We start from the raw sequence: 24,274 nt of genomic DNA, 5'->3' as shown, positions 1-24,274 counted from the left end.
TGCAGACTTGCTGCTGATTAACACTAACTGATTGATTTAAATTCATCTGCCGTGTAACTTTTGCGGCAGTTATGCGGTCATAGATAGAAGAGCTAGGCAGTACGTGCCGTAGTTCTCTGACCCGATACCCACAAGGAATAGATATGAAGTCGACCCGAGCCATTTCTTTGCTGTTGGCCTTGAGCCTGGCGCCATTGACCCAAGCTGCTGATTTAACTGATGCACAGATGCAAAAAATCAAGACTAAGCTGAGCGATAGCCTGAGTATTGATGTGGCAAGCATGCAAGAATCACCATTACCTGGCTTAGTTCAGGCCATTACCGATCGCGGTGTGGTGTATATCACGGAAGATGGTACTAAGCTGTTTCACGGCAATATTTACGATCTTGATCAAGGCATGAAAAACTTAACTGAGTTGGCATTAGCCGGTCCGCGCCTTGATATGATCAATAGCTTTACCAATCAGATGTTAGTGTTTCCAGCTAAAAACGAAAAGCATGTGGTGACTGTGTTTACCGACATCAGCTGCGGCTATTGCCGTAAGTTGCATGCTGAGATGAAAGACTACAATGATGCCGGCATTACCGTGCGTTATTTAGCTTTCCCACGTCAAGGTGTGCCATCTAAGAATGCCGATGATATGCGCTCTATCTGGTGCGCGGCTAATCCGAATCAAGCCATGAGCGACGCGCAAAATGGTCAAGCAGTACCATTAGCTAAATGTGATGCCGACATTGCTGGTCAATATAAAATGGGTGCGAGCATAGGCGTTAGCGGTACTCCAGCCATAGTGTTAGCCGATGGCAGCATGATCCCAGGTTATCAGCCTGCGAGCGATTTAAAGAAAATGTTAGACATGCGCTCTCAGTAATGAGTTGAAGTGCATAGCGTCTGCGTTGATGCCTAACGGCGTTGATCAACGCCTAGCATAGATAAAAAAGGCGAGCTGATAGCTCGCCTTTTTGCTATGGTGCAGCATTAGATTTTTAGTGACAGGATGTGGTTTTGATTCGACACATAATTCGCCGCCCTTGGGTAGACGACTCGCATTTACCCGCCAGCTTACCGCCATTACTTAAGCAAATTTATGCCCGCCGCGGCGTTAATGCCAGCGAGGTTGAGTTAGCGCTTGCTAACCTTTTGCGCCCGAGCACAATGAAAGATATGGGCAAGGCCGCCGCCATTGTGGCTGATGCGATTGAGCAGCAGCACAAGATATTGATCATGGGCGATTTTGATGCCGATGGCGCGACATCTACCGCTGTGTGTATTTTGGCGCTGCGGATGATGGGCGCAACCGCCCTTGATTATCTTATTCCTAATCGCTTTGATTTTGGGTATGGCTTAAGCCCGCAAATTGTTGAAGTGGCGCAGTCGATGCAGGCACAGTGCTTAATTACTGTGGATAACGGCATTTCATCCATTGAGGGTGTCGCCGCGGCAAAAGTCGCTGGCATGACAGTTGTGGTTACCGATCACCATTTGGCGGGCAGTGAATTGCCACAGGCCGATGCCATAGTTAATCCCAATCAAGGGGATTGCCCGTTTGCCAGTAAATCTATTGCTGGTGTGGGCGTTGCTTTTTATGTGATGTCAGCGCTGCGAGCGGAGCTTAGAGCGCGCGGCTGGTTTGAGCGCCAAGGCATTAGCGATCCTAACCTTGCCAGCTTGCTTGATATAGTCGCGCTTGGCACAGTCGCTGATGTGGTAAGCCTTGATACCAATAACCGTATCTTAGTGAATGCGGGCTTAAAGCGCGTGCGCGCAGGTCAATGTCGCCCAGGTATTACTGCCATTTTAGATGTAGCCAAGCGTGACCCTGCCAAGTTAGTGGCCGCTGACTTTGGTTTTGCGGTGGGCCCTAGATTAAATGCTGCTGGGCGCTTAGATGAAATGGCGCTCGGGGTCGAAACCTTATTGTGTGATGATATTAATCGCGCGCGGCGCATGGCATCAGAGCTTGATGGTCTGAATGCCGAGCGACGTGAACTTGAAACTGGCATGCAGCAAGAAGCATTAGTGCATCTGGCTAAGCTTGGGCTTGATAATGCCAACTTGCCTTGGGGCATAGCCTTGTTTCAAGCCGATTGGCATCAAGGGGTGATAGGGATTTTAGCGTCGCGCATTAAGGATAAATATCATAGACCTGTGATTGCCTTTGCCCATGGCAATGATGATGAAATCAAAGGCTCAGCCCGCTCGATTAAGGGGCTGCATATGCGCGATACCTTAGAGCTGATTAATAGTCGCCACCCAGGCATGATACTCAAGTTTGGTGGCCATGCGATGGCGGCGGGCTTAACCATTAATGCCGCTCGTTATGCGCAGTTTGCCGAGGCGTTTGATCAAGCGGTACGCGAGCAGTTAACGCTCACTGAACTCACAGGTGAATTGCACAGTGATGGCGAGTTAAGTCTGAATGATTTCAACTTGGAAACCGCGCAAATGCTAAGGCAAGCGGGGCCTTGGGGGCAGTCGTTTGAAGAACCCTTGTTTGATGGCAATTTTCGTTTAATTCAGCAGCGCATAGTCGGGGAAAAGCATCTAAAAATGATGTTAGAAACTGAGTGCGGCGCCATTATGGTGGATGCCATCGCCTTTAATGTTGATACCAAAATTTGGCCAGATGCCAGCATTAAACAAGTGCGCTTAGTGTATAAGCTTGATGTCAATGAGTATCGCGGTAATCAAAGCTTGCAGTTGCTGGTGGAGCAAATCGAAGCGCAGTAGCGCTGTAACTGCTTAGCTAGTTGCCAAAATACAAGACCCGCAATTGCGGGTCTTGTTGTTAATGGCATGCTCATGCCTAAGTGCCATTAACAGGCAATTAGGCCTTAATAGTTGTCACGCCAGTAGCGGCGCCAACCAGCAAAATATCTGCGCCGCGAGCGGCAAATAAGCCGTTAGTCACAACACCAACAATATTGTTAATCTGCTTTTCTAAGGTTTTAGGGTCAACAATGCTCATGTTGTACACATCTAAAATGATGTTACCGTTGTCTGTCACTACGCCTTCACGATACACAGGGTCGCCGCCTAATTTCACTAATTGGCGCGCCACATAAGAGCGAGCCATAGGAATTACTTCAACTGGCAGTGGGAATTGACCTAATACATCCACTTGCTTACTGGCATCAGCGATACACACAAAGGTCTTAGCTACAGCAGCAACAATTTTCTCGCGCGTTAATGCTGCGCCGCCGCCTTTAATCATATCCATGTGAGGATTGATTTCATCGGCGCCATCAACGTACAAGGCCAAGTCATTAACACTATTAAGATCAAATACAGGAATGCCCAGCGCCTTCATCTTGGCCGTTGATGCTTCAGAGCTTGACACCGCGCCTTCAATATCAGCCTTCATTGTCGCTAACGCATCGATAAAGTGGTTAACGGTTGAGCCAGTACCAACACCGACAATGGTATCTCTCTCAACATACTTAAGGGCGGCCCAGGCGGCAGCTTTTTTCATTTCATCTTGGGTCATGCTGTAATCCTTGTTAGCAGTGCTTATGTGTGAGCGATTATATACATAATCCCTAGGAAGCGGGCGCCTTTGTGATTACCTAAAGATGAATTATGTGAAGTTTCAGTTTGATTAATAGTTAGTTATCTACCTATGCCGGCAGTGGTAATTTCAATACTATGACTTATGATGGACATTACTTTCATCCATAGTAAGAGGCGGTTATGGCGGCAGCCAGTTTATTAACCTTGTTAGATGATATTGCCAGCATGCTCGATGATGTGGCGTTAATGAGCAAAATGGCCGCTCATAAAACCGTGGGCGTATTGGGTGATGATTTAGCCCTTAACGCGCAGCAAGTGTCAGGCGTAAGCGCCGAGCGTGAATTGCCTGTGGTATGGGCTGTGGCTAAAGGCTCATTTATCAATAAAGCCATCTTAGTGCCGCTGGCACTAGTCATCAGCGCCTTTGTCCCTTGGCTAGTGACGCCGCTACTTATGGTTGGCGGTTTATATTTATGCTTTGAGGGCGCTGAAAAGCTTGCCGAAAAATGGCTGCATACAGAAATTGAACAAGATGATGATATTCCTGATGATTTAGCGGCGTGGGAGGCTGAAAAAATAAAAGGGGCCATTCGCACCGATTTTGTATTATCGGCAGAAATCATAGCTATCAGCTTAGGCGTCGTCGCCGCTAGCAGTTTTACCTTACAGGCCGTGACTTTAGTGGTTGTGGCTATCTTGATGACTGTGGGCGTTTATGGCTTAGTGGCAGGCATAGTTAAGCTTGATGATGCCGGTTTGTACTTACAAAATAAACCGGGCGCCAGTGCTGGCACCCGCGCCTTGGGCCGCGGCCTTTTAGCCCTTGCCCCTAAATTAATGCACGCCTTAACTGTGATAGGCACTATCGCCATGTTTATGGTGGGCGGCGGTATTTTAGTGCACGGCATACATGCGGTTGGCGATGTGTTTCAAGCGTGGGCGCAGGCTCTACATGGCATAGCATTAGTGGGGCCTGCCTTAACTTATAGCTTACCAACTGTATTAAATGCGTTATTTGGGGTGGCGTGCGGCGCTATCGCGGTAGTGGTATTTACCTTAGTGAAAAAACTGCGCGGCTGATGATAGCTATTTTTTAAATCTCAAAGTTAATCGCGTAAGGCGCGCTTAACTTTGAGTAAAGTCATGAACCTCACTTGGGGTCACTACATAGTCAAGTTCTTGATCCCACACTTCAACCGGCAGTCTTTCAACCTGCTGCACTTGGTGAGCAAAGCCTATGGTGATGGCTTGGCTATTAACTAACGTGCGATCATAATAACCGCCGCCCATTCCCATGCGTTGCCCTTGACGGTCAAACCCGACTAAAGGCGTTAAGATGATATCGAGCTTTGACGCTGCCATCACTTCGCGGCAATCAAGCTTGGGCTCAGCTATGCCAAATTGATTGTGTGTCATTTCGCTTTCTTGCGAGTATCGCAAAAACAACAAATGGCCTGCGCAAAACGGATGTAAGCGCGGTAAATAGAGCTCACATTCTGGTAAGTGTTGGCGCAATAAATCGATAAGCGGCTGAGTGTTAAGCTCACTACCTAAGGTATGGTACAAGGCAATACGCTTGATTGGGCGCGGCTTGTTTATTGTTGGGGTTGTTACTGTTTGAGAGCTTGCAGCTTGAAGATTTACGTCTTGAGCGCATAAGCGTGTGATGAGCTCTAGGGCTAAATGCGCCGCTTGCTTGGCGCTTTGGGCTTGTTGTTCTGGACTTAGCGCTGCGCGAGCTTGCTTGAGGTTTTGCCTAAGCGATTGCCTAAGTGATTGTTGCTGTGACTTATGTGTTGGCGCAGTAGTGGTGTTTGCTGGGAGCAGCGGTATAGGCTTTGCGCTATTAACCGCTAGTTTGCTAATTGAGTGATGCTTTGGATTAGCATCTAAGTCCGCAGGTTTATCCATGGCGCTGACTTGTCTCTAGATGTGAAGCTTGGGATGCTCCCCAGGATGCCGTCTCGGGTGTAGCCCTTGAACCGTAGGTTCAAGGCGGGAAACTGATTACCTCCTAAGGCTTCTCGGAAAACCGAGCATGCTCAATGTCAGTAAAAACAGCTACCCTAAGTTTGTAAATATCGGCACAGGGACATTACCTTCAACGAACATCCCAGGGAGCAAAATAAGTTATACCTTAGCGGGCTCATCAGCGCTAGCTTTAGCTGTCGCTGATACAGGTTGACTACGTTCAACCAGGGCATTTTCTAAGGTGGACTGCAGCAAACCGATACGTGTATCCATTTGTTTTATGTAGTCTTGGTTCTTCATTTTTTCTTCATATAGCTCATAGCCAATATTTAAGGCGGCCATGATGGCTATATCTTCGCGACTTAGGCTATTGGTTCTTGCCCGCATCGCAGTTAGCTGTTGCTCTATCTTAACGGCTACTTGCTTGAGCGCGGCTTCCTGCCCCACCGGACAGGCAATAGAGTAGGTGCGACCCAAAAGGGTGATTTCTACTGCACGATTACTCATCTAGCGTTATATCCTGTGATTTGCTCTTGAGGCGGACTATATAAGGGCGCTGGCAAAAGTGCAAGCCAACAAAGCGTTGATTTTAGTATTGATGACTTAATTGCTGCCTGTTTGGTCAGTGTTTGCTTATTTACGAAGCGAGTAATCACGGGGACTTGTAGGCGATGGGATCAAAGTCCTTGGGCTGCCTAGGTCAATCTGCTAGCATTGCTAACAATATATCGTAATTGGAAATTAACTATGGCCCCCCCTCCTTCTTTACGCATTGAACATGTGAATAATGCCTTGCGCGAGGCTGAAATCGGTCAGGACGCGGTTGAGGTTCATGGCGCCTTGGTTGGCTTAATCTGTGGCGGGGTACAAACCAGCCCACAAGGGTGGCAAAAGCCCTTAAGTGAATTGATGAATGATGGCCAGCCACTGCCTAAGCCATTAGAAGTGTTAGTCAGTGATATGTATCACGATGCGGTGGCGAACTTAGCGGAAATGGAATTTGGCTTTACGCCATTATTGCCAGATGAAGAAGAAGCCTTAGCCGCGCGCTTAGAAGCCTTATCGTTATGGGTGCAAAGCTTCTTAACTGGTCTTGCGATTATCCAACCTAAGCTTAAGCAAGCATCAGCTGAAGTGCGTGAAGTGATTGATGATTTGTCTGAAATCGCCCGCGTTGAGCTTGAGGTCGATGAAGATGAAGAGTCAGAAGCGGCCTTGATGGAGCTGGTGGAATTTGTCCGCATGGGCGCCATGCTGTGTTACTCAGAATTTGGTCCTGAGCCTGAAATGGATGCTGAACCAAAGACAGTGCATTAAGGGATAGTGTGATGAAGCAAGACGCCGAACTTTGGGATCTAGTTATAGTGGGTGGCGGCATGACCGGCGCCTTGCTGGCCTTGGCACTGCGCTCGCTAACGCCCGCCAAAATAGCTTTGGTTGAAGCGCAAACGGTGAGCTCGCAGCACCCAGGGTTCGATGCGCGCTCAATTGCCTTATCGCGCGGCAGTGTTGAGCAGCTTAAGCGTTGGCACTTGTGGTCTAATCTGGCGCCCAATGCCACGGCGATTGCTGATATTCATGTGTCGGATCGCGGTCATTTTGGCATGACGCATTTAGCGGCGGCGCAATTTGGCTGTGATAGCTTTGGCCATGTGCTGGGGCTAGAAGATGCAGGCAGGCAATTGCAGCAGGCGTTAATCAATGCCGAGATTGATTTCTTTTGCCCAGATCATGTTACAGCGCTTATAAGTCATTCAGATTATCAAGAAGTCACTTTAGATTCTGGTCGGCGCCTGCGCGGGCGTTTGCTCGTGGCCGCCGATGGCGCGCAATCTTTTGTGCGTCAAAGCCTTAAGCTTGAAAGTGAGCACATAGATTTTAATCAAAGTGCTGTGATTGCCAATGTTATCCTTGATAGACCTCATGCAGGCCGCGCCTTTGAGCGTTTCACCGAGCATGGGCCGCTTGCGCTATTACCTATGGCGCAAGGCGATGGCAAATGTATGTCCTTGGTGTGGGCGATGAAGGCCGATGAGCAAGCGCGCTACTTAGCATTATCTGACGGTGACTTTTTACACGCATTGCAAGGCGCCTTTGGTTATCGCGCTGGCAAATTGACTAAGGTCAGCCAGCGCCATGGTTACCCTTTGATTATGTCGGTAATGCCAAGGCCGATTTATCATCGCTGCGTGTTTGTGGGCAATGCCGCCCAAACCTTGCATCCCATTGCTGGCCAAGGGTTTAATTTAGGGTTAAGAGACATAGCCACTTTAGTGCAAGTATTAACGCCTGTGCTTAATCGTGGCCAAGATGCTGGTGCGAGTGAGGTCACCCACGACTATTTAGCCCATAGACGCCAAGATAGACAAGCCACCTTAACGGCGATAGAAAGCCTAGTACGCGGTTTTTCCAATCAAGCGTTTCCCTTAGTGCTTGGCCGTAATCTGGGGCTGCGGCTCTTATCTTGGTGTCCGCCATTAAAACGTCCTATTGTGAGCGCCGCCAGTGGTTGGCCGCTTCGGCGTCTTAGTTAGCAAGGAATAGTTAGCAAGGAATTTTGATTGATGTTTACAACTCAAACCTATGATGTCGCCATAGTCGGCGGCGGTATGGTGGGGCTAACCACAGCCATTGGCTTAGCTGAAGCGGGCCTTAGCGTCGTAGTTATCGATAGCAGTCAGCTAAAAATGGTGACGGGCGAGCCAAAACTGCGCGTTAGTGCCATTAACTTAGGCAGTCAGCAGTTACTGGATAACTTAGGCGCTTGGACCTATATCGACCAGCAGCGTTTAGGGCCGTATCAGTCTATGTCGGTGTGGACTAAAAACGGCATGGGCCAAATAGATTTTGATGCCGATAGCGTGCAGCAACCGCGTTTAGGCTATATCGTCGAGAACGATGTCTTAAGCTTTGCTTTAGGGCGGCGCGCCGCTGAGCTTGAAAAGCTTACCCACTTGCAGCAGCACAGCTTATTAAGATTAAGCTTTGGTGAGCGCGAAGCTTGGCTGCATTTAAGCGATAACCTCGAAGTGAGCGCGCGCTTAGTCATAGCTGCCGATGGTGCAGAATCTGTGGTGCGCAGCCAAGCAAAAATCCCCTTAACTTTTTGGGATTATGGTCATAATGCCATGGTCGCCACCATACGCACTGAATTGCCTCATGATGGCTGCGCGCGCCAAGTTTTTTCTGAACATGGCATTTTGGCTTTACTGCCTTTGGCTGACCCGCATTTATGCTCCATGGTGTGGTCACAGCCGCCGATAGTGACTCAAGAGTTGTTAGAGTGTGAGGCGCAAACCTTCGGCCGCGCGTTAACCGCCGCCTTTGATGGCAAGCTTGGCTTATGTAGCCTTAATAGTTCACGCCAAAGTTTTCCACTGCGCATGCGCTATGCCCGTCATTTTGCTCGCCATCGCTTATTGCTGGCAGGAGACGCCGCTCATACCATACATCCATTGGCGGGGCAGGGCGTGAACTTAGGTTTGATGGACGCGGCGTGGATCATTGAAACCTTAAACGAGTTAAAAAATGCTGGCAAAGATATCGGTGAGTATCGGCATTTACGGGCGTTAGAGCGTAACCGTAAGGCCGATGCCATGACTATGATTGCGGCAATGGAAGGCTTTAAGCAGTGCTTTAGTGGCGGTCACCCGCTGAAAAAGTTAGTGCGCGAGCTTGGTCTTAACTTAGTGGATTCATCCTCTGGCCTGAAAACACTGTTTATCGAACAAGCCATGGGGCAACACGGTCGCTTGCCAGAAATTTGCCGCGCGCCGCACTCCTCTTAATGGCGCTAGCCAGCCTAATCAAGGGCTAGCGACTGGTGTCGAGCCTTCTCATCTGCAAAATATTCACACTAGTTAGCATTAGCTAATCTAATGCTGCTAGGGTGATGCATAAGATTATTTGTTGTATACAAACTTGTTGCTCAATGTATAATTTTGGCGACTTTTATATTCGGCAACAGTTACATTAAAGCAGATGCTTCCCCTACAAAATCTGCGCAACAACACAGCAAAGCACAGCATTTCTGCGGTTTAATCGTAAGATTGAACAACAATTTTTACTCCCAGGATAAGGGCTGAAAATGGCTAAAACTGTACTCTACAATAAGCATCTTGAATCCAACGCGAAAATGGTCGACTTTCATGGCTGGGACATGCCACTGAATTACGGCTCACAAATCGAAGAACATCACGCGGTGCGCCAAGATGCCGGTATGTTTGATGTCTCCCACATGACAGTTGTGGACATCACAGGCGTTGACGCTAAACCTTTCCTGCGCCATTTACTGGCCAACGATATCACTAAACTCACCCAAACCGGTAAAGCCCTGTATAGCGGCATGCTCGATGATAACGCCGGGGTGATTGATGACTTAATCACTTACTACCTTACTGAGACCTTTTACCGGGTTGTGGTGAACTCCGCCACTCGAGATAAAGACTTAGCGTGGATCACTCGCCAAAGTGAAGGCTTTAACGTCACTGTGACTGAGCGCGCTGAGCTTGCCATGATTGCCGTGCAAGGCCCGAACGCCAAAGAGCGCGCTGCCCGCGTATTTACCTCAGAGCAAGTTGCTGCCGTTGCCGGCATGAAGCCCTTTTTTGGCGTGCAAGCAGGCTCTCTTTTTATTGCCACCACAGGTTACACAGGTGAAGCGGGTTACGAGATTATCGTACCAGTGAGTGAGGCAGAAGCTTTATGGCAAGCTTTGCTCGATGCTGGCGTGCGCCCTTGCGGGTTAGGCGCTCGTGATACGCTGCGCTTAGAAGCTGGCATGAATCTTTATGGCCAAGATATGGATGAAAGCGTAAATCCCTTAGCCGCCAACATGGGCTGGACTATCGCTTGGCAACCAGAAGATCGTGATTTTATTGGCCGCAGCGCCTTAACAAGGCTGCGCGCAACTGGCACAGATAAGCTAGTCGGGTTAGTGATGGAAGCTAAAGGCGTACTGCGCCACGGCATGACAGTGCACTTTACTAACGCCCAAGGCCAAGAGGCTGAAGGTGTGATCACTAGCGGGACTTTCTCGCCGACCTTAGGCTATGCTATTGCCATGGCACGGGTAGGGGCGGATATTGGCGATTGCGCTGAAGTCGCTATTCGCAATAAGCGCGTTCCTGTACGCGTGGTCGCGCCAGTGTTTGTACGCAATGGACAACAAGCATTCTGATTAAATCGAACAAGGAACCAAAACGATGAGCAATATTCCGTCTGAACTTAAGTATGCCGCTTCCCATGAATGGGCGCGTCGTGAAGACGATGGCAGTTATACCGTAGGTATTACCGAGCACGCCCAAGAGTTACTCGGTGATATGGTGTTTATTGAGTTACCAGAAGTTGGCGATAGTGTCACTGCCGGTGATGATTGCGCCGTGGCTGAATCGGTTAAGGCTGCCTCTGATATTTATGCGCCTTTGTCTGGTGAAATCTTAGCGGTTAACTCGGCCCTCGAAGACTCACCTGAGTTAGTCAATTCAGATGCCTTTGGCGATGGCTGGTTATTTCGCGTCATGCCAAGTGATGAATCTGAAATTGATAGCTTGCTTGAAGCCGATGCTTATCAAGAAATTATCGACGAAGAATAGTCGCCCAATTCAAAGCCCCTCTGGGGCTTTGAAAATATTGGCCCCTTATTAAGAGACCGGTTACAGCCGGCAATACATTAAAGGTTACCCATGAGCTCTAATACTCTTACCCAATTGGAACAGCATGACATGTTCCTGCGTCGCCATATAGGCCCTAGCCAAGCTGAACTGCAAACCATGCTCAACTATGTTGGTGCTGAGTCGTTAGAGCAGTTGACCGCTCAAATTGTGCCGGATGATATTCGCTTAACTAAGCCGTTAATCGTTGGTGAGTCGCACTCAGAAGCTGAAGGCTTAGCCATCATTAAAGATTACGCCAAGCGTAACCAGCTGAAAAAGAACTACATAGGCATGGGTTACTACGGCACCTTAGTGCCGAATGTGATTTTGCGTAACGTGCTGGAAAACCCAGGTTGGTATACAGCTTATACGCCGTATCAGCCTGAAATTGCTCAAGGCCGCTTGGAAGCTATTTTAAACTTCCAGCAAGTGTCTATGGACTTAAGCGGTTTAGATTTAGCTTCAGCATCTCTGCTCGATGAAGCCACAGCAGGCGCTGAGGCTATGGCCTTAGCTAAGCGAGTGTCTAAGGCGAAAAACGCCAACATCTTCTTTGTGGCGGATGATGTGTTCCCGCAAACCATAGATGTCATCAAAACCCGCGCCGAATACTTAGGCATAGAAGTCGTCGTCGGTAAGGCTAGTGATGCCAGTCAGTACGAATTATTTGGCGCCTTATTCCAATACACTAACCGCTTTGGTGATATTACTGATTTACCGAGTGTAATCGCGCCCTTAAAAGCTAAAAAAGCCATTATTTGTGTGGCCGCCGATATGATGTCGCTGGTGCTGCTTAAATCTCCTGGCAGCTTAGGCGCCGATGTAGTCTTTGGTAGTGCTCAGCGTTTTGGCGTGCCGATGGGCTTTGGTGGCCCGCATGCCGCTTTCTTTGTGACCCGAGATGAGCACAAGCGCTCCATGCCTGGGCGCATTATCGGGGTATCTAAGGATGCTCGCGGTAACAAGGCACTGCGTATGGCGATGCAAACTCGTGAGCAACATATTCGCCGCGAAAAAGCCAACTCCAACATTTGTACAGCCCAAGTATTATTGGCCAACATGGCCTCTTTCTACGCCGTGTACCATGGCCCGCAAGGCTTACACACTATTGCTTCACGCATTCATCGCTTAACCGATATCTTAGCCCTTGGCTTACGCAGTAAAGGCATTAAGCTCGTCAATCAGCGCTGGTTTGATACCTTAACCTTAAGCAGTGTTACCCCAGATGCGCTGCGACGCGCTGAAGATGCTGGTATTAACTTACGTCTTGATGGCACACACACCCAAGGCGCGAGCACTGTGGGTATTAGTATTGATGAAACCACTACCCGCGCTGATATTGCTGAGCTGTTTGATGTGATATTAGGCAGTGGTCATGGTTTAGATGTTGGTGCGCTCGATTCAGAAGTGATGGCCGCGGCACCTACGTTAAGCGCGATTGAGCTTAGGGATGATGCGATTTTAAGTCATCCAACTTTTAATTCTTATCATAGCGAAACTGAGATGATGCGTTATCTCAAGCGCTTAGAAAATAAAGACATGGCGCTCAATCACTCCATGATTTCATTGGGTTCATGCACCATGAAGCTTAACGCAGCAGTGGAGATGATCCCTGTTAGCTGGCCAGAATTTGCCAACATGCACCCTTTCTGCCCGCAAGAGCAAGCGGCGGGTTATCGCGCCATGATAAGTAAACTTGCCAGCTGGCTGGTGGATATCACAGGGTATGATGCCATGTGCATGCAGCCTAACTCAGGCGCGCAGGGCGAATACGCGGGCTTACTGGCCATTCGTAAATATCATGAGTCGCGCGGCGAAGGTCACAGAGATGTGTGCTTAATTCCGCAATCGGCCCACGGCACCAATCCAGCCACGGCGCAGTTAGCGGGCATGAAAGTCGTAGTTACCGCTTGCGACAAGTTAGGTAACGTAGATTTAGACGATTTACGCACTAAAGCGTCTGAGCTTGCCGATAACCTCGCGTGCGTGATGATTACCTACCCATCGACTCATGGCGTGTACGAAGAAACCGCGCGTGAGATTTGCGATATTATTCATCAGCATGGCGGTCAAGTGTATCTTGATGGCGCCAACATGAATGCGCAGGTGGGCTTAACGGCGCCTGGCTTTATTGGTGCTGACGTGTCGCACTTAAACTTGCACAAGACCTTTGCTATTCCGCATGGCGGCGGCGGCCCAGGTATGGGGCCTATCGGTGTTAAAGCCCATTTAGCGCCGTTTGTGGCAGGCCATGTCATAGTAAAAAATGGTGATATTTCCCAGAACAATGGCGCAGTTTCGGCGGCTCCTTTTGGTAGCGCTGGCATTTTACCTATTAGCTGGATGTATATTCGCTTGCTCGGTAGCCAAGGCTTAGTGCGCGCCACCCAAGTGGCCATGCTGAATGCTAACTATGTGGCTAAAAAGCTGTCAGAGCATTTCCCAATTTTGTACCGCGGTCGCAATGACAGAATTGCCCATGAGTGCATTATTGATTTACGGCCACTGAAGGAAGCCTCAGGGATCACTGAAATGGATATCGCCAAGCGCTTAAATGACTATGGTTTCCATTCACCGACCATGAGTTTTCCTGTCGCTGGCACCTTGATGATTGAGCCTACTGAATCAGAAGCTAAGGTAGAACTTGACCGCTTTATCGAAGCCATGGTGTCGATTCGCGCTGAAGTTGCCAAAGTAGAAGCGGGTGAATGGCCAGCCGATAACAATCCGCTGCACAATGCACCCCATACACTTGCGGACATTATGGACGCTGAGTTTGATGCGCGCCCTTATACCCGCGAGCAAGCAGTCTTCCCATCGAATGCCGTGCGCGCCAATAAGTTCTGGCCATCGGTCAATCGCATTGATGATGTCTATGGCGATCGTAACTTGATGTGTAGTTGTGTGCCGTTAAGTGACTATGAGTAATTAGCGCTGCTAATGCAGAGTTAATCGCTGTCATCAGCTAATTAAAAGCGAACCTTAGGTTCGCTTTTTTATTATGCGACTTTTTTGTTGCACTACTTTTTTGGTGGACTAAAGCGCAGCGGCTTTATTTGCGGCATCCGAGATTGCCTTTTATTTAAAAACTGAGAAAATCACGGCAGTGTTCGCGTTTTAATCAATTGATTGGTCAAGATAGGCCATTGATAGGGAAGGATTAATGATGTTTGTAGAGTCGCGCCGTCTAATGCCATCAGCTTTACTGGCGAGTTGCTTGCTTAGCGTTATGTTGCAGGGTTTTGCCGTGAATGCCGAAGCTATTAATCCGAATGCCAAAGCTATGGATTCGAGTGCTAAAGCCCCTGAGCTAAGCCCTGAGGTGACCGACACTTCAGAGTTAACCCCAAAAACCGCGACACCCAGCCGCGAAGTAGCAGATGCGCCAAGCGCTGAAGCCTCTGCAGCATTAGCCACAGAAGCATTAGCTGCAGATTCTCAAATAGCCGCAGAATTTCAAAACACAGATGAACCCATGGCCACTCTGGCGGCGTTGGCGTTAAACGGCAGTTGGGAGTTAGTCTCAGGGCGTTATCTTGATGGTGAAGGCCATTGGGTTGATTATACGAGCTTAGATTTAGTGGCTATCAAGGTGTTATCCAATGGCCACTTTAGTTTTACGACAATTCAAAAAGAGGACAATCATAAGCAAATTTGGGCGGCAGGCGCGGGTAAGTACCGAATCGAAGCCAATCAATATATTGAATATCCAAGCCTCACATCCTTTGAAATGCAAGAAAGGCAGAGCTTTAGCTTTGCCTTTGAGCTCATTGGCGATGAATGGCATACCCGCCGCACAGAAGATGGCGAGCTGAAAGAAGTCGAAGTGTGGCGCCGCTTAGATTAAGAGTAATTACGGCTTAGTGCCTACCAGCACAGTTAAACATTCAGTGCTGGAATCAGCAGGCTTGGTGTAATGGCTAACGCTAAATCCGACGTTTTCCATTAAAAGTTGCAGCTCGCTCAGGCTAAATACACCCAGTTGCATCCTATCAAAATTCAATCACAGTACTAGCCTGTTGTTGGTCGTAATAAGAGGTTAATACGTTTAAGCGCTGTTTTTCAGTGGGATGGCGCTCAATATCATCAATCACAGTTAAACTGCCCTAGGGGCGCGCAGTGGTGCGATGATACACAATTGGCTCATCCACAGTATCGGCCACAAGCTCGGTAGCTTTACTCGATAACGGGCAGGTGCACGGCCTAAATAGTCACTTGGGCCGATTATTGGTGTGAAATTGTGTTTTTTTACCGATAAACAAGGTAGCTTAGCTCGCCTTAAACTAATTCACTCACCAAGGTGAAGTGCGAGCTGAGGGGTAAGGTATGAAACATCGTTGGCAAGTGGCTATTTCCGCAGGGCTGTTAGCGACGCTGTGGGCGGGCGCGGCCGATGCGCTGCATTTAGTCACTTGGATTGGCTTTTTAAGCTGTAGCACCTTTTTTGCGCAAACCCATGCTGGGGTGAAAGGCATGCTTATGGCGATGGCCACGAATCTGTCTGGCGTATTTTGGGGCTGGCTTATTATCTCAGGTAGCGGTGTGTTTGCTGCGCCTTCAATGGCTTACATTTTAACTGGCATAGCCACTTCGGCCATGTGTTTACAGGCAAGCCATCAGCGTTTGGCCTTCATTCCTGGCGCCTTTATTGGTTGCTGCATTACTTTTGCCTTAAGCGCAGATTTAAGTGCCATTATCCCGCCATTATTAATAGGTTCTGCCCTTGGCTTATGCATGAGTTTATTAACGACTCAGCTTGTTTTTTTGACTGAAAAAGTCAAAACCATGAGTGTTAAACGCTGATTAGATTATCCATTGTTGATAGTAGGGCACTGCCTAAAATGGGCAGGGGCTGTGGCCATGCATAGGTGTGGCAAGGCGTGGATGCTCAAAATACAAGTCGCTGGCGTGTAGTTGCAGCCTTGGCGCCATGGCTTGACTCTCAAGGTTTGAATACAAGTCGCAGCCAAGAATGGGGTGACCAAAGCTTAAGCTATGAATGCGCAGTTGATGGGTGCGGCCAGTGTGAGGCGTGTATTTAACTAAAGTGCGCTTGGGCTCATTTAAGCGCGCTATGACGTGATAATCACTCATTGCCGCTTTTCCTGTCTCGGCGCAGATTTTTACGCATGGAAACAAGTCTTTATCTTTAGCTATAGCGCCATTAATGCGGCCGTTATCATCCTTAACCCAGCCGGCCAACATGGCCATATATTGCTTGCTGACGTTGCGCTCTTGAAACTGGCGATTAAGATGGCTCGCGGCCTCTGCATTAAGGGCGACGACCATAATGCCAGAAGTGCCAAAATCTAACCTGTGGGGCAATTTGGCATGAATAAAGGCAGGCGTTGCCCCAGCTTGACCATTCACTAAGCGGTAATGCACAGAGTCCCAGTTTTGCGGATTTTTACCTGACAAGCTTAATAAACCGCTTGGCTTATTAATCAGTAAGATATCATCATCTTGATACAAGATAGTGACTAGCTTATGGCATAGGGGCGCGACAAAATCATCCACAAGAATAGTGTTATTGGCGGATATGATAGGCATGAATGTGTCTCTTGGGATGCAATGGCCGACATCATACCTATATCTGCTTGCTAGCACTTGCTTAAAATTTGCGGCCTTGTGTTAAGTGCTGAGTTTACGGCCGCGCTTGGCATTATTGTTAGCGGCTCAATCAATAGCGACACTTGGTGTTATTTGCGTAACTCACGTAACTCACGTAACTCACGTAATTCGCTTAACCTTAACGCTAAAGGCTTTTACTGGTGCGGGTTGTCATATCAATATTACCTGCAGCATTGACTGCCAAGGTTACGGTAATATCCGCCAATGCTTGCAGCGTGGAGATATGAGTGCCGCCGCAAGGAATACTGATCTTGTGCTCATCTAATTGGCATTGCCAGTAGCGGGAATCGGTTAAATGAGGGCCGTCACACACTAAATCAATCTTGGCGCCGGTTTGTAGCCACAACTGCAATTGCGCATTTACTTGCGCCGCCACCTGGGTGAGCGCCGCTATAAACTCATCATTATTAAAGCCGCGCTTTTTTAAGGTTTTGCCTAAGCGATAACTATCAAGGCAGCTATCTTCACTGACAAAACTGGTTTCTTCGGCGTAACTGTGAAAATCGTAATGGCCTAAGGTATCAAACCTGCTAGGGGCTTTGCGCCAAAAAGCTGAGTGCAGCACTTTATTAAGGGCAAGCGCCGCCAAATGCGCGCCGCTGTGAGCTCGGCTTAAGGCTTGCTGATAGTCACTGTCGACTTTTAAGCTCACCACTGTGCCTGGCGTGATGGATAAGCTGGCATTAATGCGGTGCACGACCACAAACTGCCAACCGGCTTCATCGCGCTTCACTGGAATATCCGCGCCGATAGTAAGATAAGCCTCTTCACTATGCCAAGCGCCAACCAAGCAATCGATAACCTTATATTCTTGCTGGTTGATGACTAGCACGCCTTTGTCGGCGGGGTGATCGGGCCAAATATGAGATACCGGATGAAATGGCGTGGCCGCAGTAATGACAACGCTGCTGCTGTCATCATGTTCACAATAAAGAACTGGGCTATTTTGCTGGTATATACCTTGGCTAAAGCTGACTTGAGTAGGGCTAACGGTTAACTGCGTCATGGTTATTATTATGGCTTGGTATGATGGTGACTTGCATGATAACAAAGTTGCAGAGGCGGCGCGGCTTCGGATAGCGTTAATGCTAAACATCACTCAGTTTGGACAATCGAATAACTGCTGCCGAATATACATACCGCCGCATATATACCCGCATACATATAGCAGTATGCAGCAAGCAGAAAATAAAATGCGCCCAGCAATGAATGGCTTAAGCCTTGCTGGGCGCAGGTGCTAGTTAGTAAACTTAGTTATTTAGCTTAGTGGTTAGGCTTGCTTGCAAGCTGCGTTGATAGAGTTAAGAACTTAGTTCTTTAAGCGCTCAAAGCCAGCCGCTAAGTCAGCAATCAAGTCATCACAGTCTTCCAGACCTATGTGAACTCGCACTAAGGTGCCGTTAAAATCCACTTTGCCAGCAGGGCGAATAGCGTTTAGCTCTTCAGGCTGGTTAGCTAAAATCAGTGATTCATAACCGCCCCATGAGTAAGCCATGCTGAAGTGATGGAAGTTATCTAAATACTCTGCCAACTGGGCATCGGATAACTTGTCTTTTAATACAAATGAGAACAAGCCGTTGCAACCCTTAAAGTCGCGCTTATAAAACTCATGACCTTTGCAGCTTGGCAGTTCAGGGTGGTTTACGCGCTCAACTTCTGGGCGCGCCGCTAACCAATGGGCAATCTTGATACTGCTTTCTTGATGCTGCTTTAAACGTACCGCCATAGTGCGCAGGCCGCGGGCTGCTACATAGGCCGTATCGGCATCAACCATTTGTCCCATCAGGTATGAACGTTCACGCAACTGATCCCAGCAGCGCGCATTAGCGACTGCTGTGCCGAGCATGGCATCAGAATGGCCGACTATGTATTTAGTGCCGGCTTGAATCGAAATATCTATGTCATGCTCTAAGGCTTTAAACAAGATACCCGCCGCCCAAGTGTTATCTATCATGATAATAACTTCTGGGTTTACGCTACGAATGGCCTTAACCATGGCTGGAATATCTTGCACTTCCATAGTCACTGAGCTTGGTGATTCCATGAATACCACTTTAGTGGCTGGCGTAATTAAGTCAGCAATACCGGCACCAATTAACGGGTCATAAAAGGTGGTGCTGATATTCATATCTTTTAAGATGATGTTACAGAAATCTTGACTTGGCTCATAGGCGGCGCCTGTCATCAATACATGATCGCCACTCTTCACAAAGGATAAAATGCTATTGGCAACTGCTGCTGCGCCGCAAGGATATAACGTACAACCTGCGCCGCCTTCTAATGCCACCATGGCATCTTGCAGCGCGAAGTGAGTTAAGGTGCCGCGCCGGCCATAAAATAAGGCGCCATTGGTGCGTTTTTTCGCGGCTTCTTTTTTAGCTTTGACCGATGAAAATACTAACGATGATGCGCGCTGAATCACAGGGTTTACTGAGCCTTGGCTTACGCGTTCACTGCGACCCGCAGTCACTAATAAGGTATTCATTTTTAGATTAGGCATATTCATTCTCAATCAAGGGTATTGTCGAGGAAAGCACTCACTGCCTCGGGGCGGTTAAGTCTTCATGAGTAAAGCTTGCAGCTACATAAATCACACAAAAAAACATGCCTAGCGCTATGCTCAAAACTGGCTTGTTTAAGTCAGCCTGCGCGCCGTCATTAGGCTGATAATAACTTTCATGTTAACCCTATTTAAACCGCTTGATAAGTATTCAAATTTTTTATCCTTTTAGTGCCTTGTCTTATCGCCATAACACAAGTCACAGTCATGTTTTTGCCGTGAGAGAACTCCTTGGTATCGCTATCTAATGAATTACTTACATGAATTTACGATCCGTGATTGATGACTCTGCTTGGCGGCTAGGGGCTGTAATGTTAGGAATTATCAGCAATACTTCGTCATGTATATCATGGGGGAGCGTTAAGCATGTCCATCAGAAAGCAACTGCAAGGCTATATAGCGGCCAAAGATATTGCGCCAGAGCATGTCGCTGCGGCGCTACAAGTGAGTAAACTCAGGCCTAATCACGGGCAATGGTTTACCTTTATCGAGCAGCTGTTACTGTGGTGCGCCGCATTGGCGCTCGTTATCGCGGCGCTGTTTTTTATTGCTTATAACTGGGATGACTTCGGCCGTTTTAGTAAATTTGCCGGCCTTGAAGTGTTAGTGATACTCGCTGTGGCCAGTTACCTTAAGTGGGGCAAGCAAGCGTTAGTGGCGCAAGTGTCATTAATGGCCGCGTCTATTGCCGTCGGTGTCTTACTCGCCTTTTTCGGTCAAACCTATCAAACCGGCGCCGATCCTTGGCAATTGTTTGCCATTTGGGCGGCGCTGATTTTACCTTGGGTCATAGTCGGGCGCTTTTCGGCATTATGGATGTTGTGGCTGACGCTAGTGAATCTGGCCTTAGTGTTGTGGCTGGTGGACTTAAGGCCGAGGTGGTTATTCTTCCCCATGTATGAGTCACTGCTCTGGGCCATGTGTATAGTTAACGGCTTAGCGCTCGTGGCTTGGGAGCTAATCTTGCGCCCGTGTTTAGCGCTGACTGAGCGCTGGTCATTTCGCTTAATTGCGACAGTTGCCGGCACCTCGCTAACCCTATTAGCGCTCGAACCCATCATCAATCACAACGAGTACAGCCAAGTAGACAATACCGCGGTAGTGGTGTGGGGCTTATGGTTATTAGTCTCTGTGGTTTGTTACCGTTATTGGCGCCGCGATTTATTTATGTTGGCGGGCGCAGCCTTATCCTTTGATACCTTAGTGGTGTGTTTATTTGCGCGCTTATTGCTCAATGACTTTGATATCGGCGGTTTTTTAGTGCTAGCGCTAATCATCATTGGTTTAGGGGTAGGTTCAGCCATATGGCTTAGAAATGTTCAGCGAGGATGGCAGCAATGAGTCCTAATAACGAGAGTCTATGGCGCGAGTTACAGCAGGCTAAATTAGTGGTCGGCGAGGCGCCAGTGCCAAGCATAAGCTCGCCTTGGTATGTGAAATTGTTAATGGCGTTATCTGGCTGGTTAGCGGCGATATTAGTGCTGATTTTTTTAGCTGTCTCTTTTGATGTTATCTTTCAAGAGCCGCCTATCTCTGCATTGATTGGTGTTGGCATGATAGCGGCAGCTTATGGTTTTTTTCGCACACAAGTCAGTGAGTTTATGGAGCATATAGCGCTGGCGGTGAGCTTTGCCGGCCAAATGTTAATTGGGTGGGTTATTTTTGAACTCACGATTGAGGCCAATGCTTGGTTGCTATTAGCGGCCATGCAATTACTGCTAGCGCTGGTAATCCCTAATACATTACACCGTTTTTTGTGCGCTTTATGTTTTACGCTGTGCGCTTGTGCTGGGACTTTGTTAGTCGGCATAGTGGGGATTATTCCGAGCCTATTAATGGCGCTAGCAGCTTGGCTGTGGGTCAATGAATTTAGCTATCCTAAATGGCTTAGCGATATTAATGCGCTTGGCTATGGATTACTGCTGGGATTAGTGATTACCGCTTGCGTAAATTGGTATGGTGACGTGAGTTATTGGTTTAACGACCCAAACATATTTAGAGTTATCCCGCCGCCTTGGCTTGATGCTGTGCTCACAGGATTCGTGCTCTGTTATGTGGCCAATCACATAGTTAGCCGGCTTGGGTTTCCTCTGGTGAGCCTACTTAGCTTATGGATGTATGTACTTATTGCACTGGTGTGCGCCGCGACCATGTATGCCCCAGGCATTAGTTTGGCGGTATTAATCTTATTGCTAGGTTTTTATGGCAGTAATCGCCAGTTGTTAGGCCTTGGGATTGCCTCTTTGCTCTGTTATGTCAGTTACTATTATTACCAGTTAGACACGAGTTTATTGCTAAAAGCCCAAAGCTTATTGCTGCTAGGCGTTGTCTTGTTGGCGGCGCGCTGGGCGTTAGTGCGCGGAGCTAAGACTCAGCAAGGAGTAATCCATGAATAAGTTAGTGGTTGTCATCACCTTAGGAGTAATTCTTGCGGCAGTTAATTGGTCTATTTATCAAAAAGAGCAGTTGATAGCCCACGGCCAAGGCATGTATTTAGCGCTCGCCCCTGTGGATCCGCGCTCGCTGATGCAGGGCGATTATATGGCATTAGGTTTTGCCATGGCTGATCAAATCGCCGCCGCGCTGCTTGTTACTAATAATACCAGCGCAACCGCTACAGTGGATCTCGCTGAGGGTGTTGATAATGGCCAACGCCTTGATAGCACAGCTAGTGTCAATAATAGTGAAGGAAGCGACACTAGCGGCAGCATTGAAAGTAGCGACACTAGCGAGAGTGGCGAGATAGCTGACGAAAACCTTGCTACAAGTGCGGAAATAAGCTTTGTTGATAGCTCAAATCATGATGGCTTAGTGTTAGTGGCGCTCGATGATAATCAGCAAGCGAGTTTCCTGCAGATTTATGATGGCAAGGCGCTCGGCGCGAAGCAATTACTGATTAAATATCGCTTGCGCGATGGCGAGATTAAGCTTGCTAGTAATGCTTTCTTCTTTGAAGAAGGCCAAGCCGCGGCGTTTGAGTCGGCTCGCTTTGGATACTTTAAAGTCGCAACCAATGGCGATTTATTGTTGGTGAGTTTGCACGATAAAGACTTTCGCAATCTAGCGCCGTAGGCAGTAATAAACAAAAAGGCGTGAAGTTTATACTTCACGCCTTTTTTATTGAGGCTGCGGCGTTAACACAGCTATTTGAGCTGCGCTTACCAGCAGTTAATCGCGGTTAGCGCGCAGCTTCTGCAATATCGAGCTCATTGTGGATAAGCACCACGCACTGAGAAGCAAATAGCATCTTAGGGCCTAGGCTAATTTTCTCTGCGCCCAGACGCTTTAAGGTATTAAAGCTCTTTTTTGGCATAGGAATATGATCTGTCAGTAAAAAACATGGATTAGGCGCAAACTCGACATCACGAATCGAGCTGCCTTTTTTATCCATCATATACAGCTGATAATCTTCCGAGAGATCTTTAACTAGTTTTTCAAAGCTAGTGGTGCTGACGGTAATACCGCTTTTAACCTGCCTAACTTGTTCCTTGTCCATGCCTTTTGATAATTGCAGCGCTGTGGCTATGGTGTTGATTAAGGCTTGCTCGTGAAAGCCACCTAAATCATGGATAAGGTTAGGTTGAAAGCAAATGGTTCGAGAGTAATCTTGAGTGCTTTCAAGCACTAAATACACAATTACATCATCACGATGAGACTGGGCCACAAAAATGGTATTCATTAATGTGTGCGCCAAAATTTCGGTATGGGCATCTTGGCCGACGGCGGCTAAAAAGGCTTGATTGTCGGTCGGGGCTGCTCGGGCTCGTAATACAAAGGCACGCATGGGATCTAAGTCCTAATGAGTCAAAATAATAAAATGAATGCAGATGTTGACGGCCTGTCAGCATCAGAGGCTATGGCGCATTATCGCTGTTTTACACCCGCAAGTAACGGTATTAATGGTGCCGCTTGGCAAAATTCGCGCCATATCCTATGGTGTTAATATCAACGGGAGACGGCTTAACTTGCTGACATCAAACTTAATTTAGCGGAGACGAGTATGGCAGATATGGAAAAGGCGCTGGCAAGTCAATTGGCCAATATTGAAACTCGTAGCGGTAAAACCATGGCGGAATTAATGGCGATTGTGAATCAAAGCGGCTTAGTTAAACATGGCGAACGACTCGCTATGCTAAAAACCGCTTATGGTATGGGCCATGGTGATGCCAATCTATTCGTGCATATGGCAAAGCAATCCCAAGTCGTTGCAGCACCCATGCCCTTAAGTGACGATGAGCTGTTAACTAACTTATATCCTGATAAAAAAGCGCCGCTACTTATTATTCATCAGGCGTTACTTGTCACGCTTAATAGCTTGGGGCCATTTATCATAGCGCCGAAACAAAACTACATAAGTTATCGGCGGAATAAGCAGTTTTGCATGATAGGGCCGGCCACTAATAGTCAGATTGAAATCGGTCTTAATATAAAGCACTTGGAAGCGGATGAACGCTTAAAAGTCATGCCAGCAGGGCAAATGTGCCAGTACAAATTGCGCTTAAGCTCAGTAGTTGAGATAGATGCTAAGATCATTTCTTGGTTAGAGGCAGCTTATTTGGCGGCGGGTTAACCGCGCTGTATGATATCGACCATGCCCGCACTTTAGCCATTATTCTGCCGGCATTGCTGACAGTGACGCAAACAGCAAAACGCGAGAAGCTACTGCAATATGCCGAGCGCGTATGGCAGATTCGTGATGGCAGTGAGCAGCAAAAAATCACCCAAGCTATCGCTAATACTCGCGCCTTTTTTGAAACCATGGGGTTACCTACGCGTTTAGCTGCTTATGATTTATCTCAAGCAGCAATCGATAACGTGTTAGCTCAGTTAGAGCAGCACGGCATGGTGGCCTTAGGTGAGCATGAAGATATCGATTTGATTAAGAGCCGTGAAATTTTAACCTTAGCCTTATAAGCCAACGGATAAGATTGTTATAGCTGTAATGGT

At 48.0% G+C, this 24,274-nt stretch carries 24 protein-coding genes and 1 other RNA gene; 17 read left to right on the top strand and 8 right to left on the bottom strand.

Annotated features, from left to right (window positions below; translation table 11 throughout):
• The first annotated feature begins 143 nt into the window (after nucleotides 1–143).
• Entirely contained in the window at nucleotides 144–872 is a 729-nt protein-coding gene (dsbC, locus tag FJQ87_RS16155) for a bifunctional protein-disulfide isomerase/oxidoreductase DsbC (protein WP_140933482.1), read from the top strand.
• 134 nt (nucleotides 873–1,006) lie between these two features.
• A complete protein-coding gene (gene recJ / locus FJQ87_RS16150) occupies nucleotides 1,007–2,731 on the top strand; it encodes a single-stranded-DNA-specific exonuclease RecJ (protein ID WP_140933481.1) in 1,725 nt (574 codons plus the stop codon).
• A gap of 97 nt (nucleotides 2,732–2,828) precedes the next feature.
• On the opposite strand, the gene rpiA is transcribed toward recJ, so the two are convergent.
• Complete coding sequence (rpiA, locus tag FJQ87_RS16145) at nucleotides 2,829–3,488, bottom strand: ribose-5-phosphate isomerase RpiA (protein WP_140933480.1); 660 nt, start codon at nucleotides 3,486–3,488, stop codon at nucleotides 2,829–2,831.
• 203 nt (nucleotides 3,489–3,691) lie between these two features.
• On the opposite strand from rpiA, the gene FJQ87_RS16140 reads away from it, so the two are divergent.
• The gene (locus tag FJQ87_RS16140; protein WP_140933479.1) at nucleotides 3,692–4,591 is read left to right on the top strand and encodes a DUF808 domain-containing protein; all 900 of its coding nucleotides are present in this window, start codon (nucleotides 3,692–3,694) and stop codon (nucleotides 4,589–4,591) included.
• A 45-nt stretch (nucleotides 4,592–4,636) separates the two neighbouring features.
• On the opposite strand, the gene FJQ87_RS16135 is transcribed toward FJQ87_RS16140, so the two are convergent.
• From FJQ87_RS16135 to zapA, 3 genes are all read right to left on the bottom strand, one after another.
• The gene (locus tag FJQ87_RS16135) at nucleotides 4,637–5,422 is read right to left on the bottom strand and encodes a 5-formyltetrahydrofolate cyclo-ligase (RefSeq protein WP_140933478.1); all 786 of its coding nucleotides are present in this window, start codon (nucleotides 5,420–5,422) and stop codon (nucleotides 4,637–4,639) included.
• A 33-nt stretch (nucleotides 5,423–5,455) separates the two neighbouring features.
• Nucleotides 5,456–5,634: non-coding RNA, 6S RNA (gene ssrS, locus FJQ87_RS16130), on the bottom strand.
• A gap of 7 nt (nucleotides 5,635–5,641) precedes the next feature.
• The gene (gene zapA, locus FJQ87_RS16125) at nucleotides 5,642–5,989 is read right to left on the bottom strand and encodes a cell division protein ZapA (protein ID WP_140933477.1); all 348 of its coding nucleotides are present in this window, start codon (nucleotides 5,987–5,989) and stop codon (nucleotides 5,642–5,644) included.
• 240 nt (nucleotides 5,990–6,229) lie between these two features.
• Between zapA and FJQ87_RS16120 the strand changes: the two genes are divergently transcribed.
• The 8 genes from FJQ87_RS16120 to FJQ87_RS16085 all read left to right on the top strand — a co-directional run bounded on the left by FJQ87_RS16120 (nucleotide 6,230) and on the right by FJQ87_RS16085 (nucleotide 15,939).
• Nucleotides 6,230–6,799: a UPF0149 family protein gene (locus tag FJQ87_RS16120; protein ID WP_140933476.1), complete on the top strand. Its 570-nt coding sequence runs from the start codon at nucleotides 6,230–6,232 to the stop codon at nucleotides 6,797–6,799.
• Nucleotides 6,800–6,810: 11 nt separating this feature from the next.
• Nucleotides 6,811–8,016 (top strand): 2-octaprenyl-6-methoxyphenyl hydroxylase, encoded by a 1,206-nt coding sequence (gene ubiH / locus FJQ87_RS16115; protein WP_140933475.1) that lies wholly within the window; start codon nucleotides 6,811–6,813, stop codon nucleotides 8,014–8,016.
• Between the two features lie 30 nt (nucleotides 8,017–8,046).
• A complete protein-coding gene (locus tag FJQ87_RS16110) occupies nucleotides 8,047–9,270 on the top strand; it encodes an FAD-dependent oxidoreductase (protein ID WP_140934166.1) in 1,224 nt (407 codons plus the stop codon).
• Between the two features lie 299 nt (nucleotides 9,271–9,569).
• The gene (gene gcvT / locus FJQ87_RS16105) at nucleotides 9,570–10,661 is read left to right on the top strand and encodes a glycine cleavage system aminomethyltransferase GcvT (RefSeq protein WP_140933474.1); all 1,092 of its coding nucleotides are present in this window, start codon (nucleotides 9,570–9,572) and stop codon (nucleotides 10,659–10,661) included.
• A 25-nt stretch (nucleotides 10,662–10,686) separates the two neighbouring features.
• Nucleotides 10,687–11,076 (top strand): glycine cleavage system protein GcvH, encoded by a 390-nt coding sequence (gene gcvH / locus FJQ87_RS16100; RefSeq protein WP_140933473.1) that lies wholly within the window; start codon nucleotides 10,687–10,689, stop codon nucleotides 11,074–11,076.
• 90 nt (nucleotides 11,077–11,166) lie between these two features.
• The gene (gene gcvP, locus FJQ87_RS16095; RefSeq protein ID WP_140933472.1) at nucleotides 11,167–14,064 is read left to right on the top strand and encodes an aminomethyl-transferring glycine dehydrogenase; all 2,898 of its coding nucleotides are present in this window, start codon (nucleotides 11,167–11,169) and stop codon (nucleotides 14,062–14,064) included.
• A gap of 235 nt (nucleotides 14,065–14,299) precedes the next feature.
• Complete coding sequence (locus FJQ87_RS16090; RefSeq protein ID WP_140933471.1) at nucleotides 14,300–14,983, top strand: hypothetical protein; 684 nt, start codon at nucleotides 14,300–14,302, stop codon at nucleotides 14,981–14,983.
• Between the two features lie 479 nt (nucleotides 14,984–15,462).
• A complete protein-coding gene (locus tag FJQ87_RS16085; RefSeq protein ID WP_140933470.1) occupies nucleotides 15,463–15,939 on the top strand; it encodes a DUF1097 domain-containing protein in 477 nt (158 codons plus the stop codon).
• Between the two features lie 33 nt (nucleotides 15,940–15,972).
• Here FJQ87_RS16085 and FJQ87_RS16080 read toward each other — a convergent pair whose 3' ends face one another.
• The 3 genes from FJQ87_RS16080 to metC form a co-directional block, all read right to left on the bottom strand.
• The gene (locus FJQ87_RS16080) at nucleotides 15,973–16,686 is read right to left on the bottom strand and encodes an RluA family pseudouridine synthase (RefSeq protein ID WP_140933469.1); all 714 of its coding nucleotides are present in this window, start codon (nucleotides 16,684–16,686) and stop codon (nucleotides 15,973–15,975) included.
• Nucleotides 16,687–16,891: 205 nt separating this feature from the next.
• Nucleotides 16,892–17,773 (bottom strand): alanyl-tRNA editing protein, encoded by an 882-nt coding sequence (locus tag FJQ87_RS16075; protein WP_140933468.1) that lies wholly within the window; start codon nucleotides 17,771–17,773, stop codon nucleotides 16,892–16,894.
• 303 nt (nucleotides 17,774–18,076) lie between these two features.
• Entirely contained in the window at nucleotides 18,077–19,267 is a 1,191-nt protein-coding gene (gene metC / locus FJQ87_RS16070; protein ID WP_140933467.1) for a cystathionine beta-lyase, read from the bottom strand.
• A 426-nt stretch (nucleotides 19,268–19,693) separates the two neighbouring features.
• Between metC and FJQ87_RS16065 the strand changes: the two genes are divergently transcribed.
• The 3 genes from FJQ87_RS16065 to FJQ87_RS16055 are packed head-to-tail and all read left to right on the top strand — an operon-like array spanning nucleotide 19,694 to nucleotide 22,399.
• A complete protein-coding gene (locus FJQ87_RS16065) occupies nucleotides 19,694–20,668 on the top strand; it encodes a DUF2157 domain-containing protein (protein WP_140933466.1) in 975 nt (324 codons plus the stop codon).
• Nucleotides 20,665–21,723, top strand: a complete 1,059-nt coding sequence (locus FJQ87_RS16060) for a DUF4401 domain-containing protein (protein ID WP_168195215.1) — start codon at nucleotides 20,665–20,667, stop codon at nucleotides 21,721–21,723. The genes FJQ87_RS16065 and FJQ87_RS16060 overlap by 4 nt, the downstream gene beginning before the upstream one ends.
• Complete coding sequence (locus FJQ87_RS16055) at nucleotides 21,716–22,399, top strand: GDYXXLXY domain-containing protein (RefSeq protein ID WP_140933464.1); 684 nt, start codon at nucleotides 21,716–21,718, stop codon at nucleotides 22,397–22,399. The genes FJQ87_RS16060 and FJQ87_RS16055 overlap by 8 nt, the downstream gene beginning before the upstream one ends.
• Nucleotides 22,400–22,505: 106 nt before the next feature.
• On the opposite strand, the gene trmY is transcribed toward FJQ87_RS16055, so the two are convergent.
• Complete coding sequence (trmY, locus tag FJQ87_RS16050) at nucleotides 22,506–23,111, bottom strand: tRNA (pseudouridine(54)-N(1))-methyltransferase TrmY (RefSeq protein ID WP_140933463.1); 606 nt, start codon at nucleotides 23,109–23,111, stop codon at nucleotides 22,506–22,508.
• Nucleotides 23,112–23,126: 15 nt separating this feature from the next.
• Between trmY and FJQ87_RS18715 the strand changes: the two genes are divergently transcribed.
• Genes FJQ87_RS18715 through FJQ87_RS16040 form a run of 3 tightly spaced genes read left to right on the top strand, consistent with a single transcriptional unit; the run spans nucleotide 23,127 to nucleotide 24,241 of the window.
• On the top strand, nucleotides 23,127–23,270 hold the full coding sequence (locus FJQ87_RS18715; protein ID WP_168195214.1) for a hypothetical protein: 144 nt from the start codon (nucleotides 23,127–23,129) through the stop codon (nucleotides 23,268–23,270).
• Between the two features lie 57 nt (nucleotides 23,271–23,327).
• Nucleotides 23,328–23,897 (top strand): DUF4287 domain-containing protein, encoded by a 570-nt coding sequence (locus tag FJQ87_RS16045; RefSeq protein WP_140933462.1) that lies wholly within the window; start codon nucleotides 23,328–23,330, stop codon nucleotides 23,895–23,897.
• The gene (locus FJQ87_RS16040) at nucleotides 23,864–24,241 is read left to right on the top strand and encodes an iron-containing alcohol dehydrogenase (RefSeq protein WP_140933461.1); all 378 of its coding nucleotides are present in this window, start codon (nucleotides 23,864–23,866) and stop codon (nucleotides 24,239–24,241) included. The genes FJQ87_RS16045 and FJQ87_RS16040 overlap by 34 nt, the downstream gene beginning before the upstream one ends.
• The last annotated feature ends 33 nt before the right edge of the window (nucleotides 24,242–24,274 follow it).

Source organism: Shewanella sp. SNU WT4 (assembly GCF_006494715.1).
In the GTDB taxonomy this organism is placed as follows: domain Bacteria; phylum Pseudomonadota; class Gammaproteobacteria; order Enterobacterales; family Shewanellaceae; genus Shewanella.
Note: the sequence above shows the minus strand (reverse complement) of the source record. Positions and strands in the feature narration are given on the sequence as shown.

Coding starts and splice junctions, on each gene's coding strand:
- FJQ87_RS16045 (WP_140933462.1), top strand. CDS start 23,328: ATGGCAGATATGGAAAAGGCGCTGGCAAGTCAATTGGCCAATATTGAA.
- gcvP (WP_140933472.1), top strand. CDS start 11,167: ATGAGCTCTAATACTCTTACCCAATTGGAACAGCATGACATGTTCCTG.
- FJQ87_RS16140 (WP_140933479.1), top strand. CDS start 3,692: ATGGCGGCAGCCAGTTTATTAACCTTGTTAGATGATATTGCCAGCATG.
- FJQ87_RS16110 (WP_140934166.1), top strand. CDS start 8,047: ATGTTTACAACTCAAACCTATGATGTCGCCATAGTCGGCGGCGGTATG.
- rpiA (WP_140933480.1), bottom strand. CDS start 3,488: ATGACCCAAGATGAAATGAAAAAAGCTGCCGCCTGGGCCGCCCTTAAG.
- FJQ87_RS16085 (WP_140933470.1), top strand. CDS start 15,463: ATGAAACATCGTTGGCAAGTGGCTATTTCCGCAGGGCTGTTAGCGACG.
- FJQ87_RS16065 (WP_140933466.1), top strand. CDS start 19,694: ATGTCCATCAGAAAGCAACTGCAAGGCTATATAGCGGCCAAAGATATT.
- gcvT (WP_140933474.1), top strand. CDS start 9,570: ATGGCTAAAACTGTACTCTACAATAAGCATCTTGAATCCAACGCGAAA.
- gcvH (WP_140933473.1), top strand. CDS start 10,687: ATGAGCAATATTCCGTCTGAACTTAAGTATGCCGCTTCCCATGAATGG.
- trmY (WP_140933463.1), bottom strand. CDS start 23,111: ATGCGTGCCTTTGTATTACGAGCCCGAGCAGCCCCGACCGACAATCAA.
- ubiH (WP_140933475.1), top strand. CDS start 6,811: ATGAAGCAAGACGCCGAACTTTGGGATCTAGTTATAGTGGGTGGCGGC.
- FJQ87_RS16055 (WP_140933464.1), top strand. CDS start 21,716: ATGAATAAGTTAGTGGTTGTCATCACCTTAGGAGTAATTCTTGCGGCA.
- FJQ87_RS18715 (WP_168195214.1), top strand. CDS start 23,127: ATGAGTCAAAATAATAAAATGAATGCAGATGTTGACGGCCTGTCAGCA.
- dsbC (WP_140933482.1), top strand. CDS start 144: ATGAAGTCGACCCGAGCCATTTCTTTGCTGTTGGCCTTGAGCCTGGCG.
- FJQ87_RS16080 (WP_140933469.1), bottom strand. CDS start 16,686: ATGCCTATCATATCCGCCAATAACACTATTCTTGTGGATGATTTTGTC.
- FJQ87_RS16120 (WP_140933476.1), top strand. CDS start 6,230: ATGGCCCCCCCTCCTTCTTTACGCATTGAACATGTGAATAATGCCTTG.
- FJQ87_RS16135 (WP_140933478.1), bottom strand. CDS start 5,422: ATGGATAAACCTGCGGACTTAGATGCTAATCCAAAGCATCACTCAATT.
- FJQ87_RS16090 (WP_140933471.1), top strand. CDS start 14,300: ATGATGTTTGTAGAGTCGCGCCGTCTAATGCCATCAGCTTTACTGGCG.
- FJQ87_RS16060 (WP_168195215.1), top strand. CDS start 20,665: ATGAGTCCTAATAACGAGAGTCTATGGCGCGAGTTACAGCAGGCTAAA.
- FJQ87_RS16075 (WP_140933468.1), bottom strand. CDS start 17,773: ATGACGCAGTTAACCGTTAGCCCTACTCAAGTCAGCTTTAGCCAAGGT.
- metC (WP_140933467.1), bottom strand. CDS start 19,267: ATGCCTAATCTAAAAATGAATACCTTATTAGTGACTGCGGGTCGCAGT.
- zapA (WP_140933477.1), bottom strand. CDS start 5,989: ATGAGTAATCGTGCAGTAGAAATCACCCTTTTGGGTCGCACCTACTCT.